Source organism: Desulfobacteraceae bacterium, from assembly GCA_022340425.1.
In the GTDB taxonomy this organism is placed as follows: Bacteria; Desulfobacterota; Desulfobacteria; order Desulfobacterales; family JAABRJ01; genus JAABRJ01.
This window is the reverse complement of sequence record JAJDNY010000049.1, coordinates 22,329-35,236: the sequence shown is the minus strand read 5'-3', so window position 1 is coordinate 35,236 and position 12,908 is coordinate 22,329. Positions and strand designations below refer to the sequence as shown.

13 protein-coding genes are annotated in these 12,908 nt (G+C 65.4%); 5 read left to right on the top strand and 8 right to left on the bottom strand.

What is annotated here, in order from left to right; translation table 11 throughout:
- Positions 1-131: 131 nt before the first annotated feature.
- Positions 132-1,802, top strand: coding sequence for a putative pyridoxal-dependent aspartate 1-decarboxylase (gene panP / locus LJE63_04455; protein ID MCG6905856.1), 1,671 nt, complete (start codon positions 132-134; stop codon positions 1,800-1,802).
- Here panP and LJE63_04450 read toward each other — a convergent pair.
- The 4 genes from LJE63_04450 to LJE63_04435 form a co-directional block, all read right to left on the bottom strand.
- Entirely contained in the window at positions 1,799-2,839 is a 1,041-nt protein-coding gene (locus LJE63_04450) for an energy-coupling factor ABC transporter ATP-binding protein (GenBank protein MCG6905855.1), read from the bottom strand. The genes panP and LJE63_04450 overlap by 4 nt on opposite strands.
- Positions 2,840-2,845: 6 nt before the next feature.
- Entirely contained in the window at positions 2,846-3,532 is a 687-nt protein-coding gene (locus LJE63_04445) for an ABC transporter permease (GenBank protein ID MCG6905854.1), read from the bottom strand.
- Positions 3,533-3,650: 118 nt separating this feature from the next.
- Positions 3,651-4,469, bottom strand: coding sequence for a substrate-binding domain-containing protein (locus tag LJE63_04440; protein MCG6905853.1), 819 nt, complete (start codon positions 4,467-4,469; stop codon positions 3,651-3,653).
- 61 nt (positions 4,470-4,530) lie between these two features.
- Positions 4,531-5,478, bottom strand: coding sequence for a helix-turn-helix transcriptional regulator (locus LJE63_04435; GenBank protein ID MCG6905852.1), 948 nt, complete (start codon positions 5,476-5,478; stop codon positions 4,531-4,533).
- Positions 5,479-5,873: 395 nt separating this feature from the next.
- On the opposite strand from LJE63_04435, the gene LJE63_04430 reads away from it, so the two are divergent.
- On the top strand, positions 5,874-6,737 hold the full coding sequence (locus tag LJE63_04430) for a uridine kinase (protein ID MCG6905851.1): 864 nt from the start codon (positions 5,874-5,876) through the stop codon (positions 6,735-6,737).
- Positions 6,738-6,780: 43 nt separating this feature from the next.
- Here LJE63_04430 and LJE63_04425 read toward each other — a convergent pair whose 3' ends face one another.
- Positions 6,781-6,993: a hypothetical protein gene (locus LJE63_04425; protein MCG6905850.1), complete on the bottom strand. Its 213-nt coding sequence runs from the start codon at positions 6,991-6,993 to the stop codon at positions 6,781-6,783.
- A 90-nt stretch (positions 6,994-7,083) separates the two neighbouring features.
- Here LJE63_04425 and LJE63_04420 point away from each other — a divergent pair, with 90 nt between their 5' ends.
- Positions 7,084-7,479, top strand: coding sequence for a PadR family transcriptional regulator (locus LJE63_04420; protein MCG6905849.1), 396 nt, complete (start codon positions 7,084-7,086; stop codon positions 7,477-7,479).
- 21 nt (positions 7,480-7,500) lie between these two features.
- On the opposite strand, the gene LJE63_04415 is transcribed toward LJE63_04420, so the two are convergent.
- On the bottom strand, positions 7,501-8,244 hold the full coding sequence (locus LJE63_04415) for a hypothetical protein (GenBank protein ID MCG6905848.1): 744 nt from the start codon (positions 8,242-8,244) through the stop codon (positions 7,501-7,503).
- Between the two features lie 93 nt (positions 8,245-8,337).
- The gene (locus tag LJE63_04410) at positions 8,338-9,045 is read right to left on the bottom strand and encodes an aspartate/glutamate racemase family protein (protein ID MCG6905847.1); all 708 of its coding nucleotides are present in this window, start codon (positions 9,043-9,045) and stop codon (positions 8,338-8,340) included.
- Positions 9,046-9,183: 138 nt separating this feature from the next.
- Here LJE63_04410 and LJE63_04405 point away from each other — a divergent pair, with 138 nt between their 5' ends.
- Entirely contained in the window at positions 9,184-10,017 is an 834-nt protein-coding gene (locus LJE63_04405; protein ID MCG6905846.1) for an alpha/beta hydrolase, read from the top strand.
- A 29-nt stretch (positions 10,018-10,046) separates the two neighbouring features.
- Here LJE63_04405 and LJE63_04400 read toward each other — a convergent pair whose 3' ends face one another.
- Complete coding sequence (locus tag LJE63_04400) at positions 10,047-10,850, bottom strand: DnaJ domain-containing protein (GenBank protein ID MCG6905845.1); 804 nt, start codon at positions 10,848-10,850, stop codon at positions 10,047-10,049.
- 339 nt (positions 10,851-11,189) lie between these two features.
- On the opposite strand from LJE63_04400, the gene LJE63_04395 reads away from it, so the two are divergent.
- On the top strand, positions 11,190-12,863 hold the full coding sequence (locus LJE63_04395) for an electron transfer flavoprotein-ubiquinone oxidoreductase (GenBank protein MCG6905844.1): 1,674 nt from the start codon (positions 11,190-11,192) through the stop codon (positions 12,861-12,863).
- Positions 12,864-12,908: the final 45 nt, after the last annotated feature.

Below are 12,908 nucleotides of genomic sequence, written 5' to 3'. Positions count from 1 at the left end.
CTAACCGGCATCCCTCAAACCGCTGGCCGAAAACCCGGCCCCCCGCCGCCCTGGCGCGCAGCGGTCAACCACCGCGGCCGGGGCCGGCGGGCCCGGAACGGCCGCGCTCCCGGCGAAGGCTTTTAGCGCCTATGCGACCGCCCCCGTCCGCTTCCGACCACACCCGCCTCGTGGCCGACTGGCAAGCCCTGATGCGCACCTTCCTGCGTCCCGACAGCGACGCCGCGCGGGCCACCCTGGTCAAGTACATGGAGCAGATTCTCTTCGGTCTGCAGGACTTTCTGAAGGAAAATGTCGGCATCACCGAGGAGCGCAGCCTGCGGGAGTTGGCCGCAAAGTTCACCGAAACCCGCATCAGCCCCACCCCCGAGAAGAAGCTCGCCGCGGTCATCACCGACCTGATCGAGGAGATCGCCCCCCACGCGGTTAACGTGGCCTCACCCTATTTTGTGGGGCACATGACCTCGGCGATCCCCTTTTTCATGGTTCACCTCAAAACCATCGTGGCCGCCCTCAACCAGAACGTGATCAAGCTGGAAACATCCAAGGTGGTCTCGGTGGTGGAAAAGCAGGTGCTTGCCAAGATCCACCGGCTGATCTTCCGGCGCGGCGAGAAATTTTACCGCCAGCACGTCCAGGACACCCGCACCACCCTGGGCGGCTTCACCGAGGACGGCACACTGGCCAACCTCACCGCCCTGTGGGTCGCCCGCAACCGCCGTTTCGCGCCCCGCGGCGATTTCAGCGGCATCGAGCGGGAGGGGGTCGCCGCAGCTTACGCCGCTTACGGGGTCACGCGCGCGGTGGTGCTAGTTTCCCGGCTGGGGCACTACTCCCTGCGAAAAGCCGGCGGCCTGCTGGGGATCGGCAACCGCAGCGTTCTGCCGCTGCCGGTGGACGGTTGCAACCGGCTGGATCTAAGGGCCCTGGAAAAGACCCTCGCAGACCTGGACCAGCCGGCGGCCCGAACGGCCGTGATCGCCGTGGTGGGCATCGCCGGGACCACCGAAACCGGCACGGTGGACCCCCTGGCGGCCATCGCCGAGGTCTGCGCCGCCCGGGGCATCCATTTCCATGTGGACGCCGCCTGGGGCGGGCCGGTCTTGATGTCGGAAAAATACCGCCCCCTTTTGGCGGGCATCCACCGGGCGGACTCAGTCACCATCGACGGCCACAAGCAGTTCTACATGCCCATGAGCTGCGGCATGGTCTATTTTCGCGACCCCACCCTGATGGACGCCATCGCCTACCATGCCAACTACGTCAACCGGCCCGGCTCGCTGGATCTGGGCATCCGCACCCTGGCCGGCTCGCGCGAGGCAAGCAGCCTGATCCTCGACAGCACCCTGAAGATCATGGGCACCCGGGGCTACGGCCTGCTGATCGCGCACGGCATCGAGACGGCGCGGCGCTTCGCGGCCGAAATCCAGCGGCGGCCTCTGTTCGAGCTGGTGACGCCGCCGGAGCTCAACATCCTCACCTACCGGATTTGCCCCCCGGCCCTGCGCCATGCGCTGCAAAACGCGCCACCCGCCGAGCGCCGCAGGCTGGTGGATCGGCTCAACGCAATCACCGGCACCGTCCAGCGCCTGCAACGCGAGGCCGGCAAAAGCTTCGTGTCGCGTACCACCCTGCAGTTTGCCGCCCGCCCCGATGAGAAAATCGTGGTGTTCCGCTGCGTGATCATGAATCCCATGACCACGCCGGCGATATTGGGGGAGATCCTCGATGAGCAGGCGGCGATCCTGCGGCGGGCGTTCCCGGAATTGGACGGCGAAGGGACATCCGGTGGGGAGGGTTAGCCCTCGGGGGGCTCGCACCAGGCCACGGCCTCGGGTGCGAAATCAACCCGCACCGTTTGTCCTGGGTAGAGCGCGAGGGCCTGCAGCAGCTCGGCGTCGAGCTTGACGGTAAGCGCCAGGGGACCGGCGCTGATGGTGGCCACGATCCGGCGGCTGTGCTTTTCAAGGACCAGGCGGGAAACCACCCCCTCCAGGGTGTTCAGCCCCGGCCGCAACTCGGCCCCGGGTGCGGTCAGCGAAACCGCCCGGGCATCCAGCACGCCCACGGCCTCATCGTCGGGCGGCGGCGGCACGCGGACCATCCCGCCGCCGTCCAGGGGCTTGTGCCAGTAAGCGTCCGGACCGGGCCGCCAGGGACCGAAGAGCAGGTTGTCGGCTCCGCTTTCCAGGATTCGCCCCCGGAAGAGGTGCAGGCTCTCGTCGCAGATTTCATGCAGCCACTGCCGGTCGTGGCTGGCGACCACCAGGGTGGTGCCCCACTGGTCGCGCGCCCGCAGGACTGCCGCCTTGATCAGCTCCGCACTGGCGGCGTCCACGCTGGCGGTGGGCTCGTCCAGCAGAAGGGCCTCAGGCCGCAGCGCCAGGCGGGCCGCCAGGCTCACCCGTTGCGCCTCGCCGCCGGAGAGCTGAAACCACTTGCGTTCGGCAAAACGCTCCGGCGCGAGCCCCACCAGTGAGAGTGCAGTCGCCACCTGCCGGCGGCAGTCCCGGCGCCGTCCCCTGAGTTTCAAGCCGTAAGCGACGTTGGCATGGACCGTGCGGCGCATGAGGTAGGGCTCCTGGGTCAAGAGGGTGACCTGGAAGCGCACCGCGTCGGAGAAGGGCGCCTCGATCCGGCCCTTGAAGCGGATCTCGCCACGGGTCGGTTTTTCCACGAAGGCCAGCAGTTTGAGCAGGGTGCTCTTGCCGCTGCCGTTGGGGCCCACCAGCCCCAGGATGGACCCCGGCGCCACGCTCAGCCGCTCGATGGCCAGCACCGGCGGCCCGTCGCCGTAAATATGCGCCAGGGCGCGGATGGAGTAAAGCGGCCGCTGCAACCCCCCTCACCTCCTGCGCAGAAATGAAACCGAAAAATTGACCCCGAAGGCGATGGCCATGAGCACCAGTCCCAGCGCGACCCCCATGCCGAACTGCCCCTTGTTGGTCTCCAGGGCGATGGCCGTGGTCATGGTGCGGGTCAGCCACTTGATGTTGCCGCCCACCATCATCGAGATCCCCACCTCGGTCATCACCCTGCCGTAAGCGGTCGCCGCGGCGGCCAGAATACCGAAGCGCCCCTCCCACAGGATGCTGAAAAGCAGATGGGTGCGGCTGGCGCCCAGGGTGATCAGGGTGGTCCGCAGGTGGCGGTCCATGGCCTCCACCGCCGTGGCGGTGAGGGCCACCACGACGGGCAGGGCCAGAAAAGTCTGGCCGATGGCGATCCCCGGCAAGGTGAACAGCAGCCCCCAATCCCCCAGCGGCCCGCGCTGGGAGAGGAAGGCGTAGACCAACAGCCCCACCAGAACGGTGGGTAGGGCCAGCAGGGTGTCTACCACCAGGCGCAGCTGACGCTTGCCGCGGAAATCGAAATGGCCGAGGAAAAAGCCCCCCGGCACGCCGAGCACCAGGCTGGCCGCCATGGAATAGCTGGAAACCCGCAAGGTCGCGAAAACGGCCGAATAGGTTTCGCTGTCGCCCGTTACGAGCAGTTGGATCGCGGTGAGGAAACCGCCGAGCAGAAAATCCATGATGCCTGCCGGAAAAAGGGGTGCGCGGAGGCGCACCGGCTGCGGGCACCCCGAAATCGAGCGGGGGCCTGACGGCCCCCGCGCACCGGATCAGGTGTGGACAGTTTTCTCCGCCGGCTTATTGGGCATTGGGAGTGAAGAGCTGTTTTTCCAGCAGCTTGAAGCCGCCGATCAGCCCCTGGCCCCTTTCACCGGCCATCCAGTCGCTGAACGCGGTGGCCAGTTCCAGTTGGGCCTTGGGGCAGCGCTCCGGGTTGACCGCCATCACGCTGTACTGGTTGAGCAGCACGGCATCGCCTTCCACCAAAATCTTGAGCGGCGGGTTGCCTTTCAAATCGGCCTCGTACTTGATGTAGGTGCCGCGATCGGTCATGGTGTAGCCGTTGCGCTCGGCGGCGACGTTGATGGTGGTCAGCATCCCCTGCCCGGTCTGGATGTACCAGGCCTCTTTTTCGGGGATCGGCAGCCCGGCGGCTTCCCAAAGGGACAGCTCTTTTTTATGAGTGCCCGAATTGTCCCCGCGGCTGACGAAAACCGCCGTTTTGCCTTTGATGGCTTCCAGGGCCGCCGAGACCCCCTGACCCCGGATGCCGGCCGGGTCGTCGGCCGGGCCGATTATCACGAAGTCGTTGTACATGATTTCCCGGCGGTTGATGCCGAAGCCGTCGGCGACATATTTTTTCTCGGCGGCCGGAGCGTGCACCAACAGGACGTCGACGTCACAGTTCTCCCCCAGCTTGAGGGCCTTGCCGGTGCCGGTGGCAGTCCAGCGCAGCACGATGCCGGTGTCCTGCTGGAATTCGGGCGCCAGGTAATCCAGCAAACCGGTGTTGTCGGTGCTCGTGGTGGTGGCCATCATGAGGACCTTCTCCTGCCCAAAGGCCCCCGATCCGCCGATCAACAGGGCCGCCAACAAAAAAAAGCCAAATCGTTTCATCTCTCTCTTCCTCCTTAACAGCGGGTGATGGGTTCTGGTGGTTTGCTTTCAGCCAGCGGAATCAGCCGGCCGATGCCTGCGGCGGGAAAAGCATGGACCCGCTGGCGGAGACGTCGTAGCCTGCATAGCGGGCGGCCATGGCCCGGAAGGCGTCTTCGTGCAGCAGGCCCAGAAAAAGCTGGATCCCCTTGTCGAAGAAGCGCTCGCGGGTCACCAGCAGATCGTAGCGCTCCCAGCGCAGCGGGATGAAGTCCAGCCCCAGTTGGGCGGCGATCGGCCGGATACCCGGTCCGGCATCCGCCTGGCCGGTCAACACCGCCAGGCCGACATCCAGATGGCGCAGCACTTCTTCCGTGTAGCCGGCGATTTTTTCGGCCTGCAGACCGGCCTTTTGCAGCTCGCGGTCAAAGAGCAACCGGGTGCCGGTGCCCAGGCGCCGGTTGACGATTCTGACTCCCGGGCGCCCGAGATCGGCGACCGCCTGGATCCCCTTGGGGTTGCCGGAGGGCAGCAGCAGGCCCTGCTCCCGGCGGCAGAAATTGATCACCACCGGCATCTGGTCCAGCTCCTTTACGGCGAAATCGAAGTTGTATTCCGTCTCATCCTCCTGCAGCAGGTGGCTGGAGGCCATGTGGCAGAGGTTTTGCCGCAGCGCCCGCAGCCCGCCCATGCTGCCCAGGTTGCCGAAGACGGCCACCTGGTCGGGGTGGCGTTCGTTGAAGAGTGCAAGGGTTTTTTCCAGCAGGGGGTCGTTGCTGCCGGCCAGGATCAACAGGCCGTGGTAGGGGGGCAGCACGTGGTTGGGGCGGGGGTAGTTGAGGGTGTTGGTTTCGATCCACTGCTCCACGAGATGCCGCGGGAAGAGCCATTTTCCGGTGATCTTGGCGGCCGGCAGGCCCTTGTCGGAGATCAGGGTGTAGACCATCTTCTCGTTGACATCCAAAAACTTCGCCACCTCCTTGGTGGAGAGAAATTTCTTGGTCGCCAGGTTTTGGGGATTACGCTCCATTTACACCTCCTGCCCCGGCCGCTCGCAGGGCCTCGGCGCCGGGCGGGGGCAGCCGGCTGCCGCCGGAAATAAGGGTCAAACTATAGAATTTATGTTATCTTATGTCAACAAATCACTTCCCATCAAAAAAATAACAAATTTATGAACCAATTTTTACCAATAACGACCATTAATAACCTGAAAACCGTTCGTGCCCACCCCGCCAACCCTCCCAATTGACAGCCAGGTCAAGCCGCCATAGAGTGTAGCTCATTTTAGAAATCCCGAAAAGAGGCCGCAGCAGACCGCCGCCAAAGCGGTTTGAAAATCTGGTGTCCTCAAAAAGGCCCGGCAAGACAGGTTGCGCCGCTTGACCGGCAATGTGAGACCTGTGGACGAAAGGGAGAATCGAGACCATGGCAAAATTGATCAAGGAAGAGGCGGAAAAGGGAACGGGGCGGCTGCACATCGACTCCCCCATGATGGGGGAGTCGCTGGTGAGCAAGGAATTCTTGAAAACCACCGAGTCCCAGGAGTATTTCCGGATGCACCCGGATATCAACGTGCTCAAAATAGGCGGTCAGAGCATCATGGATCGGGGCGGCAAGGCCCTTTTTCCGATTCTCGACAAGCTCATCGAAGCCAAGAACAAGTTCAAGATCCTGCTGATGACCGGCGGGGGCACACGGGCGCGGCACGTTTACAACATCGGTGTCGACCTGGGCATGCCCACCGGGGTGCTGTCCAAGCTAGGCGACAAGGTGTCCTGGCAGAATGCCGAGATGCTGGCGGTGCTGCTCTCCAAACACGGCGGGGTAAAAATCGGCCACGGCGACAACCTCGAGCAGCTGACGATGTTCTGCCGGCTGGGATACCTGCCCATCACCTACGGCATACCGCCTTACGGCTTTTTCGAGCACCCCGCCGAATTCGGCTCGATCCCGCCCCACCGCACGGATTGCGGCGCGTTTTTGCTGGCGGAAAACATCGGTGCGCGGTCGCTGATCTATCTGAAGGATGAGAAGGGCCTCTTTGACAGAGACCCCAAGAAGGTGGGTCCCGAGGATAGGAAGAACCTGAAATTTTATGATCGGATTTCAGCGGGTGAGCTGCTGGCGACAGACCTGGATGACCTGATCATCGAAAGGCCCATCCTGGCGATGCTGCAGCGCGCCAAATGCATCCAGCAGCTTCAGATCATCGATGCCCTCCACAACCCCGGGGACATCCTCCGGGCGCTGGAAGGCGAGCCGGTGGGCACCATCATCACCAAAGGCTGAGGGCGGTCGTGGACGCCGCCGCTCAAGCGCCGTCCACGATGGTTCATTGACCGCCGCCGTCCCGGCCGCCCTGACCGGCTTCAAGGTACACCACCTCGGCGCCGGTCGCGGCCGAAATCTGGTCCAGCTCCTTTTTACGGATGTGCTCGACGTAGAGCTTGACGTCGCCGCCGCTGACGCCGACCACGCGGAATCGCGGCTTCTTCTCCCCCTTTTCGATTTTGCGCCGCTTGCGCACAAAAATAGTTGCGCTCATGGGTGCCTCCTTTTATTTTGAGGGTTAATCAACGGCTTCCTAAATATTTTTTATGTGAATATAGATCCTTTAAAGATATATGTCAATAAAATGAAAAAAAGCCCCCAAAAAGCACGCCGGCCGGGATCGGGCAAGCGGGAGCGCTACATCCAGCCTTCAATTTTGATGGGGCTTTGCCGCAAAGCCTCCTACGGCTATGAATTGATCCACTCCCTGCAGGAATTCGGCTTCGTCAAAGGCGAGGCGCCGCCGGGAATGATCTACCGCCACCTCCGGCAGCTGGAGGAGGACGGGCTGGTGGTTTCGGAGTGGATCACCGAGGGCACCGGGCCCGCCAAGCGCATGTACCGCTTAACCCAGGAGGGACGCGAAGTGCTGGCACTCTGGGTGGCGCACATGGCCGCCCAGGCCGCCAGGCTGGATCATTTCGTCCGCATTTACCGCGAGATGAACACCCCCCCGCTGGACCAAAACGCGGCGCGCTGAAACGGGCCGCGGCCCAAAGCGTCAAATCCGGGCGGCCGCTTTCTCGATCCGGTGCTTTCTCTTGGCACCGATATTTTCCCACGCCCCGCGGCCGGCGCCGCGCACCAGCAGAACCGGCCGGCCGCCCATCAGCCGCGGCCGCACCCAGCGATTGGTCAGCACCATATCGGCCGGGCCCGGCACTGCGGCATCGCGATCCACCGAGACCACCGCAATCCGGTGCGCCTCCAGATCCTTCACCCGGACCATGTCGGGATATTCCCTGAGAAGCCCGAACTCGATGAACCGCCCGCACCAGCCGGCGGCGGTCAGCCCCACGGCCGCGGCGGCCCCGATGATGCCGTCCCCGCTGCCGCCATGGGCGGAGAGATGGACACCGGCGGCGGCGGCCAGGGCCGCCTTCTGGTTCAGCACCCGGCAGGTGCATTGCCGCCCGAAATCCGCCAGCTCGGCAAGCCCGGGGGCCCCCACCGCGGCGACGCACAACCCCGGGTCGCTGCCGTCCAGAAAGTTTGCGCCGATGTGGGCTGCGGCCCGCTCGATGATACCCTTCAACCCCTGGGGGTCTTCAAGCTCCAGCACCACGCAGGCGGAGCTGTTGTGGGAGGTGTACGGCACACGCGCGTCCACCAGCAGCTGCTGGCGCACCACCCCCCACAGGCGGCAGCCCTCCGGCAGCCGGTCTTCAAAACAGCGGGCCAGCTTTCCGGTGCCGCGGTCCGCATCGATGGTGTCGGTGTCGTCGAAGCCCACATAAACCCGCATGGCGTCTCTCCCGTTTCGCTGCCACAAATGGTCATTTAAAGTCGGAAACAGAAGACCCAATTAACCAATCGCCTCCAAAAGATCAAGAACAACCTATCCGCCCGACGGGCCGTCGATGGCGAAATCCACCGCCGCCTCGGCGTGGATCCGGGCGGTATCGAAGAGCGGCGCGGCGGTATCCGCCTGGGTGACCAGCAGCCCGATCTCGGTGCAGCCCAGGATGACGCCCTGGGCGCCGGCCTGCAACATACCGTCGATGATGCGCAGGTAGGCGGCCTTGGAGGCGGGCAGGAGGCGCCCCCGGCAGAGTTCGTCAAAAATTACGGCGTCCGCCACCCGGCGGTCCGCCGCCGGCGGCACCAGCACTTCCAGACCGTACTTTTGCGCCAGCCGGCCGCGGTAGAAATCCTTTTCCATGGTAAAGCGCGTTCCCAGCAGCCCGATGCGCGTGAACCCCCGCGCCAGCACTCGCTCGGCGGTGGCGTCGGCGATGTGCAGCAGCGGTATGTCCACCCCGGTCTGGACGGCGTCGGCCATCAGGTGCATGGTGTTGGTGCAGATCAGCAGCAGTTCGGCGCCGGCGCGCGCCACCGCCTGTCCGGCGGCCACCATCCGGCGCGTGGCCGCCGCCCAGTCCCCCCGGCGCTGGAGGGCCTCGATTGCGGCGAAATCCACCGAAAAGAGGATGCAGGCTGCGGAGTGCAGCCCGCCCAGGCGCTCGCGGGTGCGGGTGTTGAGCACCCGGTAGTACTCAGCCGAAGACTCCCAGCTCATACCGCCGATCATGCCGATGGTTTTCATCCCGCCTCCTTTGGCCGGTTTCCCGGCTTCGTGTGGGGTCTGGACATTTGACGCCGGGGCCCCAGATCGGTTACCGTGGCCGCCAAACGCCATTCAAACGCGCGCCGAATCCTGCGGCGCATGACATCGGAGGCGCCCATGCCCCCTGCCGCCAAGACCGGCCTGGTGCTCGTGCTGATCTACGCAAGCTATTGCGCTTTGCTGTTTTTGATGCAGCGCCAGATGATCTTTCCGCGCCACCTCAGCGGCGGGCCGGCGGCCGCGGCGGGACCGGACGTGGCGGTGCTCTGGCTGGACACCCCCGAGGGCCGGGTGGAAGCCTGGTTTCTGCCGGTCCAGGCCCAAGGCCTCCCGCACAGCGGTCCCTGGCCGGCGATCATCTTCGCCCACGGCAACGCCGAGCGCATCGACCTGTGGGCCGATGCCTTCCGGTCGATCACCCGCCGGGGCGTCGCGGTCCTGCTGGTGGAGTACCCCGGCTACGGCCGCTCCCAGGGCGCGCCCTCCCAGGCCGCCATCACCCGGACGATGATCGCCGCCCACGACCACCTCCGCGGCCTCCGGGACGTTGACCCCGACCGCATCGTTTTCCTGGGGCGCTCCATCGGCGCCGGTGCGGTTTGCAGCCTGGCCGCAGAGCGCCCGCCGGCCGCGCTGGTGCTCCTGTCGGCCTTTAAAAGCACGCGCGCCATGGCCTACCGCTTCCTGGCGCCCGGCTTCCTGATCCGGGACCCATTCGACAACCTGGCCGTGGTCAGCAGCTACCCCGGCCCGGTGTTGGTGGTCCACGGCCGCCGCGACGACATCATCCCTTACGCCCACGGGGTGGCCCTCAGCCGGGCGGCCCCCCGGGGGCGGTTGATCACCTACGAGGCCGCCCACAACGACTGTCCGCCGGACTGGGAAAAATTTTGCTCCGACCTGCTTGATTTTCTGGGAGAAGCCGGCATCCTGGAACCGGCGGGAGTCTGAAGGGGCAAACAGCGCGACGGCCCCCGGCCTCAGGACCGGCCGCCGGCAAGAAAGCGCTTGATCTTCTGGAGCAGGGGCAGGCGGATCCGGACCCGCAGGAAGAGGTCGCCCGGCCGGCCGCCGGCCTTGCCGTCTCTGCCCATTCCGGCCAATCGGATCCGCTGCCCGTGGCGCACCCCCGGGGGGATCTGCACCACCAGGCGTTTGTTTTTGGGGCGATGAAAATAGGCGAAAGGGCCGCCCTGGCGGGCAAATTCCGGGGTCAGTTCGATATCCGCCTGCAGGTCGCCACCCGCCTGGGGCAGACGGGCGCCGACGATCTTTTCCAGCAGCAAGCCGGGCAGCCGCCCCAGCCCGCCGCCGGATTGCAGCCGGCGCGAGCCGTGAGCGGTGCGCCCCAACGGGCCGAAAAAAACGAAGCCGCGGGCCTTCATCCCCGGCTTCTGAAACTCGAAGGAGCGGAACCCCTTGCCGTAAAACTCCCGGAAGATCTCCTCGTAGCCGCGAAAACCGAACCCCTTGGAAATCTCGTCAAAGAAATGGAAAAGGTCCGAGCCCCTGAAGATATCCTGCTCGGAATAGGCCTGCCGGAACTGGGTGTAGGCCGAGGCGCCGAATTGGCTTCGCAGGGCATCGTAGGCGCGCCGCTTCTCGGGGTTGGAGAGCACCGCGTAGGCCTCGTTGAGGGCTTTCATCTTCTCGGTCACCTGGGGGTTGCCCTGGTTGCGGTCCGGGTGGTATTTCAGGGCCAGTTCGCGGTAGGCGTCCTTGACCTGCTTGACATCGGCCTGGGGTGATACACCCAGTATGCGGTAGTAGTCCTTCTGTGCCATGACGGCTCCATCCTGGGGATTTTGTCCGGTTGTGATTCTGCGGCCCGGGTGCGGCATGCGCCGCCGCCGGCCGTGGGGGATCCTTATCACGCTATCCGGCGGGGCGCCAACAGTTTTCCCGGAGGCCTGCGGCCCCACCGGCGCGGTTTACAATCTGGCGGCCACATGGTAGAAGGGGCCGTTTTCCAAGCTGCCGCCGACCCTGCCGATAGCCTGAAGATTTCCCCCACCCCGCCGCCCAATCGACCCGCGCCGGGCGCTATCCGCAGCGGTGGGCGCCGGCCGGGCGCACACCTGCGGGCGGGCGGTATGACCCGATGACGATCACGAGGGGCCAAGATGACGATTGCGCGTGAAAGAATTGATTTCGACGTGGTGTTCGTGGGCGGCGGACCGGCCTGTTTGGCCGGCGCCATTCGCCTGATGCAACTGGCGGGGGAGCAGGGGCTGACCCCCGAGGTCGCCCTGGTGGAAAAAGGGGCCGAGGTCGGGGCCCACGCCCTGAGCGGCGCCGTGCTGAACCCCATCGCCCTTGAAGAGCTGATCCCCGATTACATCGCCCGCGGCTGCCCCATCGAGGCCACCGTGCGGGGGGACGAATTCTACTTTCTCACCCGCGACAAGGCCTACCGCCTGCCGCTGGTGCCACGCTACATGCACAACACCGGGTTTCTGATCGTCAGCCTGGCGCGTTTCACCCGCTGGCTGGCCACCATCGCCGAGGAGCTCGGGGTCAACATCTTCCCCGGCTTCAGCGCCAGCGAGGTGCTCTACGCCGAGGGCGGCCGCCGCGTTGCCGGGGTGCGAACCGGCGACCAGGGCCTGGACAAGGACGGCGCCCCCAAGGGCAATTTCGAGCCCGGCATCGACCTGCACGCCCCGGTGACCGTTTTCGGCGAAGGCGCCCGCGGCAGCCTGATGAAATCGCTCACCGCAAAGCTGGGGCTGGCCGCCGGGAAGATGCCCCAGGTCTACGAAACCGGCATCAAGGAAGTGATCCAACTGCCCGAGGGGCACTATTTCACCACCAGCGAAGGCAACGACCTCCACACTTTCGGCTATCCCCTGGGGATGGAAACCCCCGGCGGCGGGTTCATCTACGAGATGAGCGACAACCGCGTGGCCCTGGGCTTTCTGGTGGGGCTGGGCTACGCAAACCCCTGGCTGGACCCCTATGCGGAGTTCATCAAGTTCAAGCGCCACCCGCTGGTTGCCGGCATCATCCGCGACGGCAAGGTGGTCGAACAGGGGGCGCGCACCGTCTCCACCGGCGGCTACTACACCATGCCGCGTCTCGCCGCCGACGGGGCCCTCTTCGTGGGCGCTGCGGCAGCCTTCCAGAACACGCCGGGGCTCAAGGGGATCCACGTCTCGATGAAATCCGGCATGCTGGCGGCCGAGGCCGCCCTGGCGGCGCTGACCAGCGGCGATGCCGGCGAACAGACCCTCGCGCGCTACCCCCGGCGCGGGGAGGGGAGCTGGCTCAAGGCCGAAATTTACGAGGGCCGCAATTTCACCCAGGCCCTGGCCAAAAAAATGCCCGCCAAACTGATCCACCTGGGCGCCCAGTACGTCAGCGCCGGCCGCGGCCTGATCGACCCCCTGCACCACCGGGAGGACTGCCGCACCCTCAAGCCCGTAGGCAAGGCCCCGGCGGCCCAGCCCCAGGCCGATGCCAAGCCCCCCTACGACGGGGTCCTCTACGTGGACAAGCTCACCGGCGTTTACCTCTCAAAGACCCTGCACCGCGAGGACGAGCCCTGCCACCTGATCGTCCACGACACCGGGCTGTGCGTCACCACCTGCTATGAAACCTACGCCAGCCCCTGCACGCGCTTCTGCCCGGCGCAGGTCTACGAAATGGAGACGGACGAAAAGACCGGCCGCCGCCACCTCAAGCTCAACCCCTCCAACTGCCTGCACTGCAAAACCTGCGACATCAAGGACCCCTACCGCAACATCACCTGGACATGCCCGGAAGGCGGCGAGGGGCCGAACTACAGCACGGTGTGATAGGCAAAACCGGGAAAGAGCGGCCCGCCCGGCGGGCCGCCCAGC

Coding starts and splice junctions, on each gene's coding strand:
- LJE63_04430 (MCG6905851.1), top strand. CDS start 5,874: ATGGCAAAATTGATCAAGGAAGAGGCGGAAAAGGGAACGGGGCGGCTG.
- LJE63_04440 (MCG6905853.1), bottom strand. CDS start 4,469: ATGAAACGATTTGGCTTTTTTTTGTTGGCGGCCCTGTTGATCGGCGGA.
- LJE63_04410 (MCG6905847.1), bottom strand. CDS start 9,045: ATGAAAACCATCGGCATGATCGGCGGTATGAGCTGGGAGTCTTCGGCT.
- LJE63_04425 (MCG6905850.1), bottom strand. CDS start 6,993: ATGAGCGCAACTATTTTTGTGCGCAAGCGGCGCAAAATCGAAAAGGGG.
- LJE63_04405 (MCG6905846.1), top strand. CDS start 9,184: ATGCCCCCTGCCGCCAAGACCGGCCTGGTGCTCGTGCTGATCTACGCA.
- panP (MCG6905856.1), top strand. CDS start 132: ATGCGACCGCCCCCGTCCGCTTCCGACCACACCCGCCTCGTGGCCGAC.
- LJE63_04415 (MCG6905848.1), bottom strand. CDS start 8,244: ATGCGGGTTTATGTGGGCTTCGACGACACCGACACCATCGATGCGGAC.
- LJE63_04395 (MCG6905844.1), top strand. CDS start 11,190: ATGACGATTGCGCGTGAAAGAATTGATTTCGACGTGGTGTTCGTGGGC.
- LJE63_04445 (MCG6905854.1), bottom strand. CDS start 3,532: ATGGATTTTCTGCTCGGCGGTTTCCTCACCGCGATCCAACTGCTCGTA.
- LJE63_04435 (MCG6905852.1), bottom strand. CDS start 5,478: ATGGAGCGTAATCCCCAAAACCTGGCGACCAAGAAATTTCTCTCCACC.
- LJE63_04420 (MCG6905849.1), top strand. CDS start 7,084: ATGAAAAAAAGCCCCCAAAAAGCACGCCGGCCGGGATCGGGCAAGCGG.
- LJE63_04400 (MCG6905845.1), bottom strand. CDS start 10,850: ATGGCACAGAAGGACTACTACCGCATACTGGGTGTATCACCCCAGGCC.